The following is a 20,050-nucleotide window of genomic DNA, read 5'->3' as shown; positions in this document are numbered from 1 at the left end:
TTACATAATGTAATCAAAAAATTAAGTCACTATAAATACACCTGTTAATTCTTGTCCAATCTCAAGTTTAGTATTTGCAGGAACTCGAACCAAACAATTGGCTTGCATTAAATTACTGAGCATATGTGATTGTTGCTTAGCTAGACTTTTTAATTTTAATTGTCCATGTTCGTAATAAGCCTGCATTCTTAAAAAACGCTCACGTGCATCAGATTTAAGCTCGTGTGTTAATGTTCCACTAAACCAATTGATTGATTGATCTTGATTTTGTAATGCATCTAATAAAACCTTGCCATAGATTTGCATGCAAACATAAACTGCAGCTGGATTTCCAGGCAAGCCAAGTAAAAAACAGCGATGCTCATCTTCAATATATTGGGCGAAGAAAAGTGGTTTACCTGGTTTTTGTTTAACTTTCCAAAATATTTGTTCGAAACCTGCGTCAAATGAACAAGGACGGACAAAATCATAGTCCCCAACAGATACACCACCTGTGGTGATGATCACATCATATTGTTGTTTTAATTGGTTAAAACATTGAGTAACACGTTGAGACTCATCTGCAATGTGCAGAATATTTACCTCTATGCCGTAATCTTCAAACCATGCTTTTAATAAAGGTCCATTTGCATCAAAAACTTTGCCAGCTTTTAAATCTTCTGGTGTTTCAGCAACTTCATCACCAGTGACGAGTACAGCGACTTTAGGTAGTTGATATACAGCAATACTTCGTACACCGATCATACTCAATGCTGCAAGCGCACCAATATTAATTTTCTGACCACATTCAGCGATCTTCTGACCTAATTGAATTTCCTCGCCTGCAAAACGAATATCTGCTTGTTGCTGAATATGTTCAACTAAACGAATTTTATTATTTGATTCGATCTTTACAATTTCTTGTCTAGCGACATGTGTCGTTCCAGTTGGAACCTTACCCCCAGTAAAAATACGTATGGCTTGTCCCTGCAGAAGTTGATGATCAAGTTCACTTCCTGCTTTTATCTCTCCAATAACTTCAAATACTGAATCTTGAAGATTTTCAGAGGATGAACATATTGCATACCCATCCACAGCACTTTGTGAAAAAGTGGGTAAATCTACTCCTGAATACACATCTTGAGCCAAATAACGATTCAGACATTCGGTTAATGGTAATTGCTCTGCCGTCAATGCGCTAGGCGTTGACTGAATCAACGCCAAAGCCTCATCAATACTGATCAACCCTTTCTCAGCACCACATCCTGACATTACTCATATCCCCCTGGATGTGGCAAATCACGGCAAACATCAAAAATATGCACCAAGGCTGGCAAAATTGCAGCCATTGATTCACTTGCACCGCCACGACTACCAGGTAAAGTCACTACTAGCGAACGATCAATAAAACCAGCCACCCCACGCGACATAGCCGCATATGGCGTACGTTTCTGTCCAAAAGAACGTGCCGCTTCCATCAAACCATCTAATTTTCTTTCTAACAATGGCTCAAGCGTATCTACCGTTATGTCACGTTTCCCGATTCCCGTACCACCAACAGTCATAATGCATGCATAAGATTTGCTTAGCTCTAACACTAGATCCTTTAACTGATCAGATTCATCAGGCAGAATTTGATAATGAATTGGATCAAAACCAGCTTCTGTCAAAGTATCAACAACTGACTTTCCTGCCGTATCAGGTTTTCGACCAGCTGCCACAGTATCTGAGAGAACAATCACTGCAGCAGAAACAGGTTGACGTAAGGTACGTTTGAAATGTGATTTTCCGCCTTTTTTCTTGAGCAATTTACATTGATCTAAACAAAGCTCTTCTGGCTCACAATGCGGTTTTAACATGTCATATAACGTTAAACCTGCAAGACTAGCAGCTGTGAGTGCTTCCATCTCAACACCTGTAGGACCAATCGTTTCTACCGTGGTTAAAATTACGACATGATCATCATTTAATTCATATTCAACATCGGCACGATAAATCGGTAATGGATGGCAAAGCGGAATCAGCTCATCCGTTCGTTTCGCTGCCAATATACCTGCAATACGTGCAGTTTTCAGCGCATCACCCTTTTCAGTATTTCCGTCACGTAGGAGTTGAATACAATGTGCAGGTGCATGTAAGACAGCTTGTGCTTCAGCTACACGATAACTTTCGGGTTTCATCCCAACATTTTTCATTTTTACGTCCTAAATTTAATCGTGTGTATGGTCATGTGCACAATGTTCATGGTGCTGATGCATTGTTGATTCTGCTTTTGATAAAGGAGAACTCAAGGGCTTTTTCGATTGAAGATTATCAGTAGTATCTTTTCGAATACAACAGCCTTCAACGTAATGGCTTGTTCCATCTGTGAAAAACTCCTCTTTCCAAATTGGAACTTCATGCTTGACTCGTTCAACAGCTTCTTCGCAAGCTTGAAATGCTTCACGGCGATGCGCAGCATACGCAATTGCAATAATTGCGGTATCACTCACATCCAAAAAACCAATACGATGAATCACTCGAACATAAGAAACTTGATATTTATCTTTAATTTCCTGTTCTATCTCACGAATCATCTTTTCTGCGACAGGCGTGTAAGAGGTATATTTAAGAGCTTTTACCGCTTTTCCTTCATGATGGTTTCGTACTGTTCCAATGAAAACATCAATCCCGCCACATTCAGGAAATGACTGAATAGGATCAAAAATATCTAAACTTAATGCTTGATCTTGAACTCTTGAAAACTCACGCATTTCTAACCTCCAGCAACAGGTGACAAAAGCACCACTGTGCATGATGAATTTAGTACGGTCTGACGTGTCACAATATCTTCACCTATCGCGCAAGCACATTTATCCATCGCCTTTGTAGCATCTGGATAACGATCTACAATATGATTTAAAACATCTAAAATTAAACTTTCTTTAGCAAACTCAAATTGAAGTGGTTTGGGTAGTAATCTTTCTATCTCTCCAAAAGCTTCTATTTTAATTTCTATGGTTTGCATACCCTCTCCATATTTTTCAATCTAACCTCCAAGCATGTGCATACTAATTTTACGTACTTGTTGGTTTTGTATCGCGTGATAACCTTTAGCCTTATGCCAGATATAAGGTTTAATTTTTTGATCTAACATTTGATATGACACCTCAGATAAACCAACATGTTGTTTAATGGTGTTCAACAAATCGTTTTTAATATTCAAACCTTGTTGAGCAAATAAACAATTGAATAGTTCACCTTGTGCAGTTAGACGAATACGATCGCACTCACCACAAAATGAGTGGGTAATCGTCGAAATGATGCCAATTCGATAATCATCATCTAATCGATATTGGCGTGCTGGTTCATGATTTTGTTGAAGTAGCTCAATAGCATAATGAGGCTTTAATCGCGCTAATATTTCTGCTTCGCTCACTACAGCATCTTTTGTCCAATGTTGATCACCGTCTAGCGGCATAAACTCAATAAAACGTAATGGAATATTTTGATCTTTTGCCCATTTCACCATCGGTAGAATTTGATCATCATTGTGATCTTTCATTAAAACACAATTAATTTTAAAAGGGATTTCAGCTTTTTGAGCGGCTTTTATTCCTTCTAGTACAGGATTAAGTTCTTTCTTGGTTAGTGCTTTGAATTGTTTTGCATCAAGACTATCGAGGCTGATATTTAAATCATCCAAACCAGCAGCTTTTAATTGATCAGCGTACTTCGCTAGGTAATGACCATTAGTCGTCATTGAAATACGTTTTAAACCAATTTTTTTTAGTTGCTGTAAGTCACGGATGAAATGAACAACTCCTTGTCGCATTAAAGGTTCCCCACCTGTAATACGAATATTCTCAATGCCTTGTTTCACCATATAAGTACAAAAAACCAAAAGGGATTCGAAACTTAATAAATCTTGCTTTTTCATCCATTCAGGATGTTCAGGCATACAATACACACATTTAAAATTGCAACGATCCGTCACCGAAATACGTAACTTACGCTTAATACGACCATACTGATCTTGTAAGATCGGTAAATTCGTTTCAGGTATTTCATGCTTCATCATATGCACTCATATTGTGAATTTTCTCATCTTGTTCAGCACAAGTTGTGTGCGTATCTATTTTCCTGAACATATGAGAATTTTACTTAAGCAATTATTATTCCAATTTCTAAAATTCATCAATCATATAGTCTGTGTTTAGTTGAATGAACTTATCATTTTAATACTAGAACAAAATCTGATGATTTATAGCAGATTATGGTTAAATGAAATTGCACTATTTCAAAACATATATAAATTTAAATGCAATAAAATAGTGCAAAACAACTCAATCTATCAACTATGCCGCAGGCTTCTCTAGTCGTACCGGCACATATTTATGATATGGGGTTTTCGATAAAGGATCGCAATGCTTTAACGAAGTTAATCGATTCAATTCAGGTCCGATCGCCTGCCCCCCGTTATAACGTAAACCATAGCCATGTGGCAGCGAAACAACCCCTTTTCGCATTCCCTCATCGATCTCTACAACCACTGCAATCTGCCCATGTTCCGAAATACACTGTAATGAGTGACCTGTCTCTACGCCAAAATGAACTGCATCTTCAGGATTCATTCTCAAGCGACCTTCTGCATCAACCTTACGCCATGCTGGATCACGGTAGATTTGGTTTGCGTTATAGCTACGGCGCTCACCTGCCAATAAAACAAATGGAAACTGATCACTTGTACCTTGAGTTTGTTGATTCAATTGTGCTAACTCAATCAACATTTCAGGGATTGCTAAATGAATCTTTTTATCTTTATAAGCAACCAAATCCCAGACATCATCATAGTTGTGTTTAGAGAGAATTACGCCTGAACGTTTCTGCAATATCGCTTGGAATAGGTTTACGCCTAGAGTTAAACGATTCCCTTTATAACCCGCTTGTTTGACTGCTTTATAGTGTTGAGCCGAATACTGCATACATAGAGGCAATAATAAAGCCGTTGATGCGGCGTCATTTGGTAATGTCTGCCCAAGTGTTCGATAAAAAATAGATGCCGCAAATGGGACTAACTTTTTATTTTTCACAAAACTGGCAGCAAGTGCAGCAAAATAACATAGATATGCTGTTTTAGCGGAATCCTTTTGCGCGATCTTATTCAGTAAAGGAAACTGTTTTGGAATAGCACCCATGGCTTCAAGTAGGCGAGTATAGATTTCCGATTCTGGCAGCGTATTGCCTTGAGCTTTAAAAAGCGGATGAAGTAAATGGAAACCATTTTGTGGGAATTCCAAATTAAAGCCCGTAAATTCCCACTTTTCAAATTGACTATGCGCTGGCAATACATAATGGGCTAATCGCGCTGTTTCTGTCATCGCAACATCAACCACAACTAGCAACTCCAATGACTGGAATGCCTGTTCATAAGCTGCGGTGTCTGGATAGGTGAGCAATGGATTGCAACTATCTACAAAGACTGCACGTACTCGCTTATCACCTGCTTTTAAAATTTCGTCAGGTAAAATATTTGGTGGGAAAAAACCTGATATTGGAAACATCTTATGATGAACCGTACGACGATATTTAGGATTACGCTCATCAGTATTGGTCAAGATCGGAATAAACATAGTATGTAAGTTATTCGTTCCCTGTTTACCAAAATGCCCTACGAGTAAATAAAGTAGTTTTTCCAAATATCCGTTTAAGGTTGTGTTTAAAGTATGCTGAATCCCTAAATCAATACGAACACAACCACGCTTAGCTTTGGCAAAATCACGGACAATTTGATAGATCAATTCAACTGAAACATCTGCCTTCTCAATATATTACTCAATTGGGACGGCTGAAAATGCTTGTTTAACTTGCTCAAACCCATGCGTATGCTTTTGAATAAATGCTTGATCATACAAATCTTCGCGCAACATGATTGCAATCATTGCAGACATCAAATAGGAATCTGTACCTGGTTTTAATTGCACATGGATATCAGCTTGCTTAGCCGTTTCAGTAACACGCGGATTAAAAACCACCATTGTTCGGTTTGGATCTTTCTTGATATGTTTTAAAGTATCACGAGCATTTGGAATACCATGTGCTTGAAACGGATTAGTTCCAATAAATAAAACATAATCCGCATGTTCAACATCTTCAGTTGTGTGACAGGCTTGACTACCAAACAAACGTCCATTTACCCAGAAATCACCAGTTTTCTCTTGAGCAAGTGAGTTATAGGCATAAAAGCTTTTCATTGCATACAATAGTTGGCGACCATAAGCCGCCCCTAGATGATTGCCTTGTCCACCACCACCAACCGACGCAAATGCTGTTCCGCCATGTGCATCACGAATTTCAACCAATTGATCTGCGATTTCTTGGATCGCTTGATCCCAAGGAATTTCTTGAAATGAACCATCAGCTTGTCGCTTCAAGGGATGAGTTAAACGATCTGCATGTTGTTGATAATGCTGTAAACGCGCTGCTTTTTGACAAATATAACCTTGTGAAAATGGATGCTGCTCATCACCTTTAATTTTCTTAAATTGGTTGTTTTCAACTTCAACACTTAAACCACAGTTTCTCGAACATAAAATACAAGCAGTCACATCCTGTCTTGCAGCGCTAGTCGACATTGGCATTTTATTCTCCCTATGATTTGCAGTCTTATTCACTAAAGGTCTTTTGATTTTTAAAAGCGAATAAGGCTCAAATTACAAATGATGAAATAAGCAAGACAAGCACTTATCTCGATTATTTTTCTAAATTTTAATTGCCCAAACATGATCTTAAATCCTAATAAATTATTTGGACAACCACTTAAAATCCTATTAGTTCCAAAATAGAACTTATTTACTAGAAGATCAAGTACACTCACCCGAAATAAAACTAAAACTTGACTTAGCAGAGTTCTGATAAATGAATAAGATTATTGTCATAAAAATATAATTTTTATTGATCCAATCCCCTTAATACATGAATATCTAAAAAGAATGGAATTTCTTTAACGATTCCTCACCATAATAGAAAGATCTTATGAATAATCCAATGAACTCGAAACAAATTGAAGCCCTTGTTGCACAACACCCTGTTGTTGATGATCTCATTCAGCTTAAAGAAACAATTTGGTTGAATCCAAATTTTACGACCCTTGAAATGGGGCTACCTTTTGTTGGTCTTAATCAAAATGATATTGATGATGCCCGTGATCGTTTAACTCGCTTCGCTCCTTATCTGATGTCTGTATTTCCTGAGACTAAGATAAGCAAAGGAATTATTGAGTCTGAACTGGTTTCTATTCCAAAGATGCAGCAAACGCTTGAAGCTCATTTCAAACAAGATATCACTGGAAAATTATGGCTAAAAAAAGACTGTCATTTGCCAATCTCAGGATCGATCAAAGCACGTGGCGGTATTTACGAGGTGCTCTATCAGGCTGAAAAACTTGCCCTTCAAGCAGGTTTATTAACAATTGAAGATGATTATTCAAAATTAGATAGTGCAGAATTTAGAGATTTTTTTAGTCAATACAGTATTGCCGTTGGCTCTACAGGAAATTTAGGACTTTCGATTGGTATCATGAGTGCAAAACTTGGCTTCGATGTCACTGTGCATATGTCAGCAGATGCGCGTCAGTGGAAAAAAGATAAATTAAGATCACATGGTGTTACCGTTATTGAATACGCACAGGATTATGGTGTTGCAGTTGAAGAAGGTCGTAAAGCAGCATTAAAAAATCCAAATTGCTTTTTTATTGATGACGAAAATTCAAAAACTTTATTTTTAGGATATGCCGTTGCAGGTGAACGCTTAAAAGCACAATTAGAATCTCAAAATATTACGGTTGATCATGACCATCCTTTATTTGTTTATTTACCTTGTGGGGTTGGTGGTGGCCCTGGTGGCGTTGCATTTGGACTAAAAATGGCTTTGGGTGATCACGTACATTGTATTTTTGCAGAGCCAACTCATTCACCATGCATGTTGCTAGGTGTAGCAACAGGCTTACATGATCAAATCTCAGTACAAGACCTAGGCATTGATAACATTACCGCAGCAGATGGTTTAGCTGTAGGACGCGCATCTGGATTTGTGGGTCGAGCGATGGAAAGACTACTCGATGCTTTCTACACACTGGATGATCAAAGCATGTATAAATTATTGGGTCTACTCAATCAATCAGAAGATTTAAAACTGGAACCATCTGCCTTAGCTGGAATGTTGGGTCCAATCTTAATCAGTCAGCATCAAGAATATGCTGCTATGCATCAACTGACTGCACAACAAATGAATAATGCTAATCATATTGTTTGGGCAACTGGTGGTGGTATGGTTCCAGTTGAAGAAATGGAAATTTATCTGCAAAAATCCATAATCTAAACATCCATATCAACATCTAAATAAGAGAGCTTTTTTAACCGATCAGTTTGAAACAAACATCTGTTTAAAAGCTTTCATCTGCTTGTATTGTTGAAGCTCATCCAATGAATTGATGCTATGACAAAACAGGCTTTGCTTTTGAAAGACAACGTGTTGAGCGTGTAGTTGCCTAAAAGTTTCTCTTAAACTTAATTTATTTGCAGCGAGCTGGTGTTCTAATATCGACAAACTGGCTCTTTTTAACAAGCAAAATGGATACAAGGCATCGCCATTGATATTTACATACGCCACGGATGCTTGCGGATTTTTCTCTAAAGCTCTATGCAGCTTTGCAAGCACTTGATTTGGGATATAAGTCACATCACAAGGAATAAATAATGCATATTCTGCTTCTACACGCGACCATGCACTTTTCATTCCCATCAACGGCCCTAAAAAGCCGTTTTGATCATCAGAAAAACATTCAACAGTCGGCTCTATGCTTTTATAGATCGAGCTATCACGATGACTATTGACCCATATCTGCTGAACTTCCGATTTAAAGCGTTGACAAATTTTCGACAATTGAATCTGATCATCAAACTGTTGCAATAGTTTGTTCATCCCATTCATTCGTCGTGCCTGTCCTCCCGCCAAGATCACGAGATCTGTAGCGGGAAAATCTGTATTCATGCTTCCGCCTCCAACTGGCAGGTTTTAATCAAACCTCTGATCTCAGGTAAACAAGAACCACAATTACCACCCGCTTTTAGACATGCTGTCACTTGTTTCTCATGAGTAATATTCTGCGTTTTAATCGCTTCAATGATCTTATTTTTACCTACTTTAAAGCAGCTACATACCAATGGTCCATCATTATTCGCGGCTGACATCGGCATACCAGCAAGCAGTGCTTTACGATGTAATGCACTTAAACGCTCACGTTTGAATAAACTCGCAACCCAATCACGATCAGGCAACATATCCGATGGCGCAATATAAAGACTGGCAATCAAAATACCATCTTTCAGAATGATGCTATGACTCATTTGCGCTGAAACGTCTTCAATACTCAACCATTCATAGGTTTCATCTACAAAAGGTAAGAAACTTTTTAAATTCTTCTGCGTTTGATCAAAGTTGTGACGATCTGCAATTTCAAAACGAACTGCTTTGGCTATTTTAACTTTTGCCCACCATGCACATGTTTGCAATGAGGTTTTGATTTGTTGTTCAAACCCATCTCGGACATACAAAACACCTTGCCATGTCGTATGGAACGGCTGAATCGCAACAGGTGTGTGTTTAAACTCAGGTTCGCCTGATATTGCATCGACAACTGGATTAACCACTTTTCCAACACGGGCATCAGAGGCAACTTGCTCAGTCCAATGAATCGGTGCAAAAATTTGACCACGGCGAACGCCTTGAGCCAAAGTGACACGCAGAACACAACTGCCCCATTGTGACTTCACTTCAACCAATGCTTTATCACGAATACCAAATTTTAAAGCATCATTCGGGTGAATTTCACAGAAAGGTTCAGCTCGGTGAGTGGTCAGATTTGCTGATAAACCTGTTCGCGTCATGGTGTGCCATTGATCACGAATACGTCCTGTATTCAACACCAATGGATAATCTTCAGAAACTGCATGCACAGGATCAATTGCCACTGTCGGGATCAGTTTTGCTTTTTTGCTTTTATGGCTAAACAAGCCTTGATCAAATAACTGCTCAACCGCAGTACTTTGATCTTTTTCCCAAACGGGCCATTGGATCGGACGTAAATGATCATATTCATCCAAAGATAAATTCATTAGTCCTTTTAGGTTGAAATAACGAAAGTTTTCAACTTGATCACGTTGATCCAAACTTGCATTTTGATGCGCAGATAAGGCTGCGTGCTCATTAAAGATGTCACATGCATTGTTAAAATCAAAACCAGAAAAACCTAATTTTTTCGCAACTTCAGCAACGGCCCACCAGTCTGCTTTTGCTTGCTTTGGAGCAGGTAAAAAAGCTCTTTGACGTGAAATACGGCGCTCTGAGTTGGTCACCGTTCCATCTTTTTCACCCCAACCTAACGCAGGAAGCAACACATCCGCATAAGCTGTGGTATCTGTATCAGCACAAATATCTGAAACCACGACAAACTCACATTTGTTCAATGCGCGTTTTACTTGATCCGCATCAGGTAAACTCACCACAGGATTGGTTGCCATAATCCATATGGCTTTAATTTTCCCAGACTCTACAGCTTGGAATAAGTCAACTGCTTTCAGTCCCGCTTGATTGGCAATCACAGGACTGTTCCAAAAGTCTTGTACAAGTGTTTGGTGTGATGGATTATCGATGTCCATATGTGCTGCCAACATATTGGCTAAACCACCCACTTCACGGCCACCCATGGCATTCGGTTGACCTGTCATTGAGAATGGCGCAGCACCTAACTTACCAATTTTCCCTGTCAAAAGATGGCAATTGATAATGCTATTGGCTTTATTCACCCCTTGAGAAGATTGATTCACACCCATTGAAAATAAGCTCACAACTTTTTCAGTTGTTGCAAATTTTTCGAAGAAGAATTTTAGCTTTTCTGCTGAAATTCCCGTACGTTTCACGACTGAGTCAAAATCAGCTTCAGTCTGACTAGATTCTAGTAAAGTGTCTAAACCTTCTGTATGTGTATCGACAAAATGTTGATCAATAAAGTTATTCTTATATAAATACTGTAATAAACCATTGAACAATGCGACATCTTGTCCTGGTAAAATTGGAAGGTGCAAATCTGCTTGTTCACATGTACTGGTAAAACGGGGATCAACTACAACAACGAATAAATCTGGATTTTTACTTTTCGCCTGCATGATGCGTTGGTAAAGTACAGGATGACACCATGCAGTATTTGAACCCACCAACACCACCATATCGGTAAATTCAAAGTCTTCGTAACTTGCTGGCACGATATCCTCACCAAAAGCACGCTTATGCGCTGCAACTGCTGAAGACATGCACAGACGTGAATTGGTGTCGATATTGGCTGTACCTAGATATCCTTTCACAAACTTATTGACGACATAATAATCCTCAGTCAATAGCTGCCCTGATACATAAAATGCCACACTGTCACGACCGTGTTGATCGATACAAGCTTGGAATTGATCTGCGATTATTTCTATGGCTGCATCCCATGTCGTTACCTTACGATGGTTCTTACGACCAAACATCGGATGCAAAACGCGAGTCTCTAATCCTAGAGTATCCGCCAAATTACTGCCTTTAATACAAAGGCGTCCAAAATTAGATGGATGTTCCAAATCACCAGCAACCTGAACCGTTGTTCCTTGTGCTTTATGATTTACCGTGACATCAACACCACATCCAACCCCACAATAGGGACACGTTGTTTTTGTAATGATTGTTTCTGCTTGATCGGAGCGACTGTGTTCTAAATTTTGAATACTGTTCATGACTGCCCCTTTTACCTAGTTAATCCGCTGAACTCTACACTTAACTAAAAAATCATTCTGAGTTCTTCCCCAGTTTTAGCTTAGACCACAATTCTAATACTGGAATTTTCTCCTCAAACACTACCGTGACAGGCGGCATGGATGCCGCCTTGTTGGGCTGCGGTAGCAAGGACGTACCGTCAGCTCAACAAAGGATTTTTGTTACTTTTCATCCCTGAAAAGTAAGGCAATGCATTTGCAAAAAACATCTGCTCCTACACAACATATGTGGCAATGCCTTTAACGCTTAACCTAATCTTTACGAAAGGATTAGCTTTCATCCTGCTTTCTTCATTGCAAAATCCTTACCAAATAACAATTTATTTCTAAATGTTGAAATTGGTGTTTGATCTGCAATCAATTCCGCATACCACATGCCATCTTCAGTATCACCGAACAGTACCGCACCGATGACTTTATCTTTCTGAATAATGATACGCTTGTAAATTTGTCGTTTTTCATCATTCAGGATAATGTCTTCGTAATCTTCTTTCGGTTCAAAATTTCCAGCCGAGAATACATCAACACCACTCACTTTAAGCTGAGTTGGAACGGTTGGTGATTTGAAAGTTAAACTACCGTGTTCTGCCAAGTGTGTTGCACAGATAAATGCTTGTCCCCACAATGGTTCGACGAGACCAAAAGTCTGATTACGATGCTCAATACATTCACCCACTGCATAAATACTTGGGTCAAATGTTTGCATCGTATCATTGACCAAAATACCACGATTGCAACGTAAACCAGCACTTTGAGCCAAAGCAATATTTGGACGAATACCTACAGCAAATACGACAAGGTCGGCATCCAACACTGTGCCATCTTTCAGACGTACTTGGTTAACATGACCATCTTTACCAATCAATGCTTCAGTATTTGCCTCAGTGATAATATTAATCCCTTTTTCTTCAATGCTTTGACGCAACATACGACTCGCACGACCATCAAGCTGACGCTCCATAATGCGATCCATCAAATGAAGAACAGTGACATTCATGCCACGTTGCTTGAGACCGTAAGCTGCTTCTAAGCCAAGCAAACCACCACCAATCACCACAGCATTTTTCTTCGTTTCGCAATATTTAATCATGGTATTGACATCATAAATATCACGGAAGCTGATCACACCTTTCAAATCTACGCCTTGTACAGGTGGGATAAATGGAGATGAACCTGTTGCAATAATCAAACGATCGTAATCGACACTTTCGCCTTTTTGTGTATGCACTACTTTACGAGTACGATCGATTTTAATAGCAGGATCGTCAGCAATAAATTTGATGCCCTTATCGCTGTACCATGCATGTGGATGCAACATAATGTCATCAATAGTTTTCTCACCAGAAAGCACTGGTGAAAGCATGATACGGTTATAGTTACCCCAAGGCTCTTCACCAATCACCGTCACATCATAACGATCAGGTGCCATGTCGAGTAAATCCTCTAGACAGCGCATTCCAGCCAAACCATTACCGATCAAAACGAGCTTCAGTTTTTCTTGAGAAACACCATTATTGGTAATATAAGTTTTTTGCGGAACAGTACCTACCCAAACTCGACCATTTTCGATTTTGGTTGGAAAAACAGAAAGCTTTTGATCTTTATCTTCTAGGCATCGACCTGTTGCTAGACTGAAGTGCTGCTTGTAAATCGGTGAGGCAATAACACGCTCACCTTGCAAATCACCAATAATACCGCGCGCCATTACATTTGCTTGGCTAAACGGATCTTTATTACTTAATGCATAAATACGTTTTTCGTTCCCTACGCGGAATAAAGCAACGGATTGACCCGCAATAAGTGCACCTACACCTGTATTTGGCGTGATGTCATCAAGATGACACACATCAATCCATTGATTTTCTGGAAGCATATTCATGTCTTTTAGATTTGTCATTTTGATTCTCCTTATGCTTCTACCATCGGGATACGATCAACTGAACGCTCAGCTTCATTTAATGGACGGATCTGATCACGCACTTCAGTAAATTGAATATATGGATCAGCTTGCTCTTCAGCGCTTGCGTTAATGTAAGTTTGGAAGCGTTTACGAATCTCAGGATTCTCTACCGCAGTACGCCATTCGTCTTGATACGTTCCAATGACATGCGCCATGCGGTTTTCAAGTTCTTCTGCAAGACCAAGCGAATCATCAACAATCACAGCTTTGAGATAATCTAAACCACCTTCCATGTTGTCACGCCATACACTGGTACGTTGTAAACGATCAGCAGTTTGGATATAGAACATAAAGAAGCGATCGATATAACGAATCAAAGTTTCAGTATCTAGATCAGAAGCTAAAAGCTCTGCATGGCGTGGTTTCATTCCACCATTACCACACACATACAAGTTCCAGCCTTTTTCTGTCGCAATGACACCAACATCTTTACCTTGTGCTTCAGCACACTCACGCGTACAACCCGAGACAGCCATTTTTAGTTTGTGCGGTGAGCGTAAGCCTTTGTAGCGATTTTCTAATTCAATCGCTAAACCAACAGAATCATCTACGCCATAACGGCACCACGTGCTACCTACACATGATTTCACTGTACGTAATGATTTACCGTAAGCATGACCTGACTCGAAGCCTGCTGCATTCAACTCTTCCCAAATAAATGGTAGCTCGTGTAGTTGTGCACCAAATAAATCAACGCGTTGACCACCTGTAATTTTGGTATACAGGTTATATTTTTTAGCAATTTGACCTACAGCAATCAAACCATCTGGAGTAACTTCACCACCTGCCATACGCGGTACAACTGAGTATGAACCATCCTTTTGGATATTTCCCAAGTAGTAGTCATTACTGTCTTGTAGACCTGCGTGCGTTGGTTCCAATACAAAGTCATTCCAGCACGATGCCAAAATGTTCGCTGTCATTGGTTTACAGATATCACAACCTAAACCATGACCATGTTGTTGAATCAAATCATCAAACGTTTTGATTTCATTTACACGGACTAAGTGATAAATCTCTTGGCGTGAATATGGGAAGTGCTCACAAACATGGTTATTAACCGTTACACCTTGACGTTGTAACTCAGACTTTAAAACTTGAGTAACTAATGGCGCACAACCACCACATGCTGTTGCTGCTTTAGTACATTTCTTTAAAGCACCTAAAGAGGTCGAACCATCACAAATCGCTTGGCAAATATCTGCTTTCGACACGTTGTTACATGAACAAATCGTTGCACTGTCTGGAAGTAAATCCACACCGCTACCGCCCGCTTTCGCACCAGAATCAGCAAATCCTGGCATGATTAAGCTTTCAGGTGTTTCTGGCAATGCGATACCATTCAACATCATTTGTAAAAGATCGTTATATTCTTTTGCATCACCAACAAGTACTGCACCCAGTAATTTGGTTTTATCTGCATCTACGACGATTTTCTTATAAACTAATGCATCTTCATCAGCATAGAAATAGCTAAGCGAATTCGGTGTCATGCCATGAGCATCACCAACCGATGCCACATCTACACCCATCAATTTCAACTTAGTGCTCATATCAGCACCAGCGAAACAATGTGTTTCTTCAGCTAAGATATGTTTGGCTGCGATACGCGCCATGTCATATCCAGGTGCAACCAGACCATAAATTTTATTGTCCCAAAGCGCACATTCACCAATTGCGTAAATATTTTCATCAGAGGTTTGGCAGTAATCATTGATCTTGATACCACCACGCTCCCCAAGTGCTAAACCGCTTGAACGTGCTAATTCATCACGTGGGCGAATCCCCGCAGAGAACAAAATCACATCCGTTTCAAGCTCACTACCATCAGCAAATTTCATTACATGCTTAGCATTATTGCCAGCTTCAATACATTGCGTTGCTTTTTGTGTGTGAACTTTTACACCTAAGTTTTCGATTTTACGGCGTAATACTTTACCGCCCAAATCATCGATCTGAACCGCCATCAAACGTGGAGCAAATTCAACTACATGTGTTTCAAGATTTAAATCACGTAAAGCTTTAGCCGCTTCCAAACCGAGTAGACCACCACCGATCACTACACCTGATGTCGCGTTTAGGCTTGCAGCACGGATCGCATCTAAATCTTCGATGGTACGATATACAAAGCAATTTTCACGATCATTACCTGCAATTGGCGGAACGAAAGCATATGAACCAGTTGCCAGTACAAGTTTGTCGTAACTGATGACATCACCCATACTAGTAGTCACAGTTTGTTCTTTTGTATCAATTGCAATGGCTTTGGTATTTAGTCTTAAATCGATACCATGAGCATCGGCAAAATCGAAACGAGCAAGTGATAAATCTTTCGCTGATTTACCTGAAAAATATTCAGTCAAATGTACGCGGTCATATGCAATACGTGGTTCTTCAGCAAGAATTGTTATCTCTAATTCATCATCAGCTTTCTCTAAGATGGCTTCGATGAATTTATGACCCACCATACCGTGACCAATCATCACTAATTTCATTGTGTTTCTCCTAAAATCTAATCTGAGATTAAGCTGCGCTGTTTTGTTCTGAGCCACGTTCTAAAATTGCTTGTTCAAATAAACGTTGTTCTTTTTCTTTATGCTCTACCGAAAATCGGATAAGCATGACCGAACTCGCAGCAATGACCACTAAGCCACCTAGAACCATTAAACAAGTTTGAATATCCAACATACCTTTCAGTAAGAAACCTGCTGCCACTGCACCAACGTTTCCACCTGCACCGATGATGCCTGCAACACCACCTAGCGCTTCACGATCAATGAATGGAACAAGCGCATAAGTCGCACCACATGCCATGTGTGTGAATAATGCAAATATCGTCATTACGAGAATAGCGAGTACAGGTCCATTCATTTGCGAGAACAACATTAAGAAAAGCCCTTCGCCAAGGATCAATCCAAACAGTACTTTAGTACGACCATCCAAGCCTTTTTTGAGTGCAACTTTGTCTGAAAGAATCCCACCCAATGCACGGGCAAATAATGCGAGCAAACCAAAGATACCTGCTGCTAAACCAGCTTCTTTTAATCCGAAACTAAAGTGTTCGACGTAGTACATTGCAATGATGTTATGGATAAAGATTTCGATACCGAAACAAGCTGCATATGAGAAGAAGAGAATCCATACGCGGTAGTTACGTGCAGCATGTATTAAGATTGCTAGACCACCTTTTTTATCGCTGCCAACAACCACACCTTGAGCACGTAACTCTTTGAAATCACCTTGAGGACAATCTTGAGTAAACTTCCAGTAAAGGAAACCTACGATCACCATCATGAAACCTGGGACGATTAGTGCGAGTCTCCAACCAAATGCTTGCTCAACACCAAACATCACCAATGCTGATAGTAATAACGGCATGAGTGCTTGTGTTGCCCCACCACCAGCATTACCCCAACCAGCTGAGGCTGCGTTTGCAGTTCCCACGACATTTGGAGCAAACATGATGCTAGTGTGGTATTGCGTAATCACAAAACTCGCACCAATTGCACCAATTAATAAGCGAAAGAACAGAAATGATTCATAACTATTTGCAGAAGCGACACCAAAAACGGGGATACTACCGATAATCAACAAAGCGGTATATGTTTTACGTGGTCCGTACTTGTCACATAAAGGACCAACGATCAAACGGACTAAGATGGTGATTGCGACTGCTGCGATATTGATATTTGCGATTTGATCTTTAGTCAGATGAAATTCACCTGCAATGACTGGCATTAAAGGTGCACATGCAAACCAAGCAAAGAAACAAACGAAGAAAGCAAGCCAACTCATGTGGAATGCCCGCATCGCTGGTGCAGAAAAGTTAAATAACTTTATTGATGTGGCTTTTTTTGCCGATAAATCTAAAGACATTGCCATCTCCCATACTGAACGTATATTGCTTTGTTGACACAGCACTCTGTGTGAACAAACCGATCAGATCGGACATCGTTGGCCGTCTTACAATTTTTTGGAAAGTCGTCTTTGACTCAATAAATATTTAGCAAATGCTATGCCAACTTTAAGAAAGCAAAGCAAGAAATTATATTAATTATTGTTTTTTAATGATTTTTATAAATAAAAATAGCTTAAGCACTACATTTTACCCCTATACAAAATAGGGCTTTATGAGGATGACCCGTTTTAAAGCACAATTCTTTCTGCTTCAAAAGAACTCATTTTACGCACCAAAACAATACATTTTATGGTTTTAAAACATAGTTCTAAATTTTCTTTGGTTCTGAAATCAATGAACGATACAATAAAGCGCATAATGTAGATGCTAAATGAGCGATTGCACCGAATAAGAATAACTCCAATGGCACCAATTTTGCTTTTAAAACAACATTCATCGTGCATCGTCTTAAATGCACACACACTTATCGTTTGATCTTTATACTTATGCCGAAACTCAGAATCGCACTTATTGATGATGATCAAGCCCGAGCTGAATACATCAAAACTTGTTTAATTGAACATGATTTTGATGTTGTTGCTTGCTTTACTCTTGATCACCTGAATATTTTCAAATTGGAACATCTTCAAGCAGATGTCATTTTGCTCGATATGGATCATCCACATCGTGACGTTATTGAAAGCTGTGTAAGTAACTTTGACCTACCCACTGTACTCTTTACTAAAAACACTGACAAAGACACCATCAAACAAGCAATTGATGCAGGCATCACTGCCTATATTGTTGATGGTATCGATCCAAGTCGTTTACATACCATTCTGGACATTTCGATTGAGCAATATAAAAAGCATAAAAAACTTGAATGTGATCTAAAGGATGCGAAAACAAAACTCGCAGATCGAAAAGATATTGAAAAAGCAAAAGTTTTACTGATGCAACTTCACGGTCTCACTGAAGATACAGCATTCCAATTATTAAGAAAAAATGCGATGAGTCATCGTATGACCATCGGTGAAATGGCACGTCGTCTACTCGATGCACAAGAGCTTTTAAACAATCAACTAAAGGATGAATAAATGAGCAGTTTAGAAAAAACAGAATTGCAACTTGGTTATATTCCTTTACTTGATTGCGTAGCACTGCTTTGGGCTAAACAACGCGGTTTTTTTGATGAAGAAGGATTAGATGTTCAGCTGATCAAAGAAGCTTCCTGGGCAAGTTTACGTGATCGGCTGGCATTTGGTTTACTCGATGCTGCACATTGCTTATCTGCTATGTTACCTGCTGCCGCAATTGGCAATGATCAGATTGGTATCCCCTTACAAACACCATTGGTCTTAAGCGAGAGTCGTGCTTTTATTAGCCTGAGTCAGAAACTATGTTATCAATTACAGATTCAAAAAGACGATACTGCGGAACAATCTGCTCAAAAGTTAGTAGATTATCTAAAAGAAAATCATCCTGTTTCACTCGCGCATGTGTTTCAACATTCTATCCATCATTATTGTTTAAAAGAATGGCTTGCTTTGGCAGATAGGGAACTTGCAAAAAACATTCAAGTAAAAACCTTACCGCCATCGTATATGGTAGAAGCACTAAGCACTCATTTAGTCGATGGTTTCTGTGTGGGTGAGCCTTGGAATACCCAAGCTGAATTAGCAGGATTAGGACAAATTGTATGTTCAAGTCAGCAAATTATCCCAAATGTCGCAGATAAAGTGCTTGCTGTGACGCATGATTGGGCAGAACAGCATCCGAGTACATTAATCGCACTCACTCGAGCTTTAATCAAAGCACAGCAAGAGCTTAAATCGATTGAAGACTTTGCGCCAATTTGGGACCTTTTAGTCGAATTCGATATTATTCAGTTTGAATGTTCTGAAGAAGTGCATGTGGAGAAATATCATGCCATACAAAATATAGTTCGCCATCTGATTGAAAATGATGCACAACCCAAAGTGACTGACTTTGAATGGTTGTTTGAGCAAATGCAGCAATGGAATGCCTTAGAATCATCATCCGAAATATCTACTGAGCTCGCTCAAAATTGTCTACTGCCTCAGATTTATAAAACAGCAGCAGTAAATTAAAGACAAAAAAAAAGCTGTCTTCAATCGAAAGACAGCTTTGAAAGACCCATAAGAGATACTACGCCAATCGAAAGTTGTCTCTTAAGTACGAAGTATATTATCGAAGCAATAGATATCTTTTTCGGACATTTTCATGTCATTAACTGCCATAACAAATGTGAAAATTCATCATTTTTGCCAACTTACAATTTATACGAATCTACTTAATTGTCTGAGAGAAATACAATTTGAAAAGAGAATGTTTTATAAGCTTTCA

Annotated in this window: 13 protein-coding genes and 1 pseudogene; 3 read left to right on the top strand and 11 right to left on the bottom strand. The window is 39.3% G+C overall.

What is annotated here, in order from left to right; genetic code table 11:
• Positions 1 to 21: 21 nt before the first annotated feature.
• From IRT38_RS10290 to IRT38_RS10265, 6 genes and pseudogenes are all read right to left on the bottom strand, one after another.
• Entirely contained in the window at positions 22 to 1,251 is a 1,230-nt protein-coding gene (locus IRT38_RS10290) for a molybdopterin molybdotransferase MoeA (RefSeq protein ID WP_194597632.1), read from the bottom strand.
• The gene (gene moaCB, locus IRT38_RS10285; protein ID WP_087539268.1) at positions 1,251 to 2,174 is read right to left on the bottom strand and encodes a bifunctional molybdenum cofactor biosynthesis protein MoaC/MoaB; all 924 of its coding nucleotides are present in this window, start codon (positions 2,172 to 2,174) and stop codon (positions 1,251 to 1,253) included. The genes IRT38_RS10290 and moaCB overlap by 1 nt, the downstream gene beginning before the upstream one ends.
• Positions 2,175 to 2,189: 15 nt before the next feature.
• The gene (locus IRT38_RS10280) at positions 2,190 to 2,732 is read right to left on the bottom strand and encodes a molybdenum cofactor biosynthesis protein MoaE (RefSeq protein WP_194597631.1); all 543 of its coding nucleotides are present in this window, start codon (positions 2,730 to 2,732) and stop codon (positions 2,190 to 2,192) included.
• A gap of 2 nt (positions 2,733 to 2,734) precedes the next feature.
• Positions 2,735 to 2,986, bottom strand: coding sequence for a MoaD/ThiS family protein (locus tag IRT38_RS10275; RefSeq protein ID WP_004638937.1), 252 nt, complete (start codon positions 2,984 to 2,986; stop codon positions 2,735 to 2,737).
• A gap of 21 nt (positions 2,987 to 3,007) precedes the next feature.
• Positions 3,008 to 4,045: a GTP 3',8-cyclase MoaA gene (moaA, locus tag IRT38_RS10270; protein WP_409514095.1), complete on the bottom strand. Its 1,038-nt coding sequence runs from the start codon at positions 4,043 to 4,045 to the stop codon at positions 3,008 to 3,010.
• 271 nt (positions 4,046 to 4,316) lie between these two features.
• Positions 4,317 to 6,599 (bottom strand): annotated as a pseudogene (locus IRT38_RS10265) (molybdopterin-dependent oxidoreductase).
• Between the two features lie 406 nt (positions 6,600 to 7,005).
• On the opposite strand from IRT38_RS10265, the gene dsdA reads away from it, so the two are divergent.
• Positions 7,006 to 8,337 carry a D-serine ammonia-lyase gene (gene dsdA, locus IRT38_RS10260; protein ID WP_194597629.1) on the top strand — a complete coding sequence of 444 codons (1,332 nt, stop codon included), beginning with the start codon at positions 7,006 to 7,008 and terminating at the stop codon, positions 8,335 to 8,337.
• Positions 8,338 to 8,379: 42 nt separating this feature from the next.
• Here the strand turns inward: dsdA and IRT38_RS10255 are convergent, their stop codons facing one another.
• From IRT38_RS10255 to IRT38_RS10235, 5 genes are all read right to left on the bottom strand, one after another.
• Complete coding sequence (locus tag IRT38_RS10255; protein ID WP_099948751.1) at positions 8,380 to 9,009, bottom strand: NTP transferase domain-containing protein; 630 nt, start codon at positions 9,007 to 9,009, stop codon at positions 8,380 to 8,382.
• Positions 9,006 to 11,786, bottom strand: a complete 2,781-nt coding sequence (locus IRT38_RS10250; RefSeq protein ID WP_194597628.1) for a nitrate reductase — start codon at positions 11,784 to 11,786, stop codon at positions 9,006 to 9,008. Before IRT38_RS10250 ends, IRT38_RS10255 begins: the two co-directional genes overlap by 4 nt.
• 316 nt (positions 11,787 to 12,102) lie before the next feature.
• Positions 12,103 to 13,722: a nitrite reductase small subunit NirD gene (nirD, locus tag IRT38_RS10245; protein WP_004761324.1), complete on the bottom strand. Its 1,620-nt coding sequence runs from the start codon at positions 13,720 to 13,722 to the stop codon at positions 12,103 to 12,105.
• Between the two features lie 11 nt (positions 13,723 to 13,733).
• Positions 13,734 to 16,280, bottom strand: coding sequence for a nitrite reductase large subunit NirB (gene nirB / locus IRT38_RS10240; protein ID WP_005402691.1), 2,547 nt, complete (start codon positions 16,278 to 16,280; stop codon positions 13,734 to 13,736).
• Positions 16,281 to 16,308: 28 nt separating this feature from the next.
• Complete coding sequence (locus tag IRT38_RS10235; RefSeq protein ID WP_409514094.1) at positions 16,309 to 17,661, bottom strand: MFS transporter; 1,353 nt, start codon at positions 17,659 to 17,661, stop codon at positions 16,309 to 16,311.
• Positions 17,662 to 18,189: 528 nt separating this feature from the next.
• Between IRT38_RS10235 and IRT38_RS10230 the strand changes: the two genes are divergently transcribed.
• A complete protein-coding gene (locus IRT38_RS10230) occupies positions 18,190 to 18,780 on the top strand; it encodes an ANTAR domain-containing response regulator (protein ID WP_004915545.1) in 591 nt (196 codons plus the stop codon).
• Positions 18,781 to 19,794, top strand: coding sequence for an ABC transporter substrate-binding protein (locus IRT38_RS10225; RefSeq protein WP_194597626.1), 1,014 nt, complete (start codon positions 18,781 to 18,783; stop codon positions 19,792 to 19,794).
• The last annotated feature ends 256 nt before the right edge of the window (positions 19,795 to 20,050 follow it).

Source organism: Acinetobacter sp. SK-43 (genome assembly GCF_015351505.1).
Classification (GTDB): Bacteria; Pseudomonadota; Gammaproteobacteria; order Pseudomonadales; family Moraxellaceae; genus Acinetobacter; species Acinetobacter junii.
The sequence above is the reverse complement of the archived record's forward strand: the minus strand, read 5'-3'. Positions and strand labels throughout refer to the sequence as shown.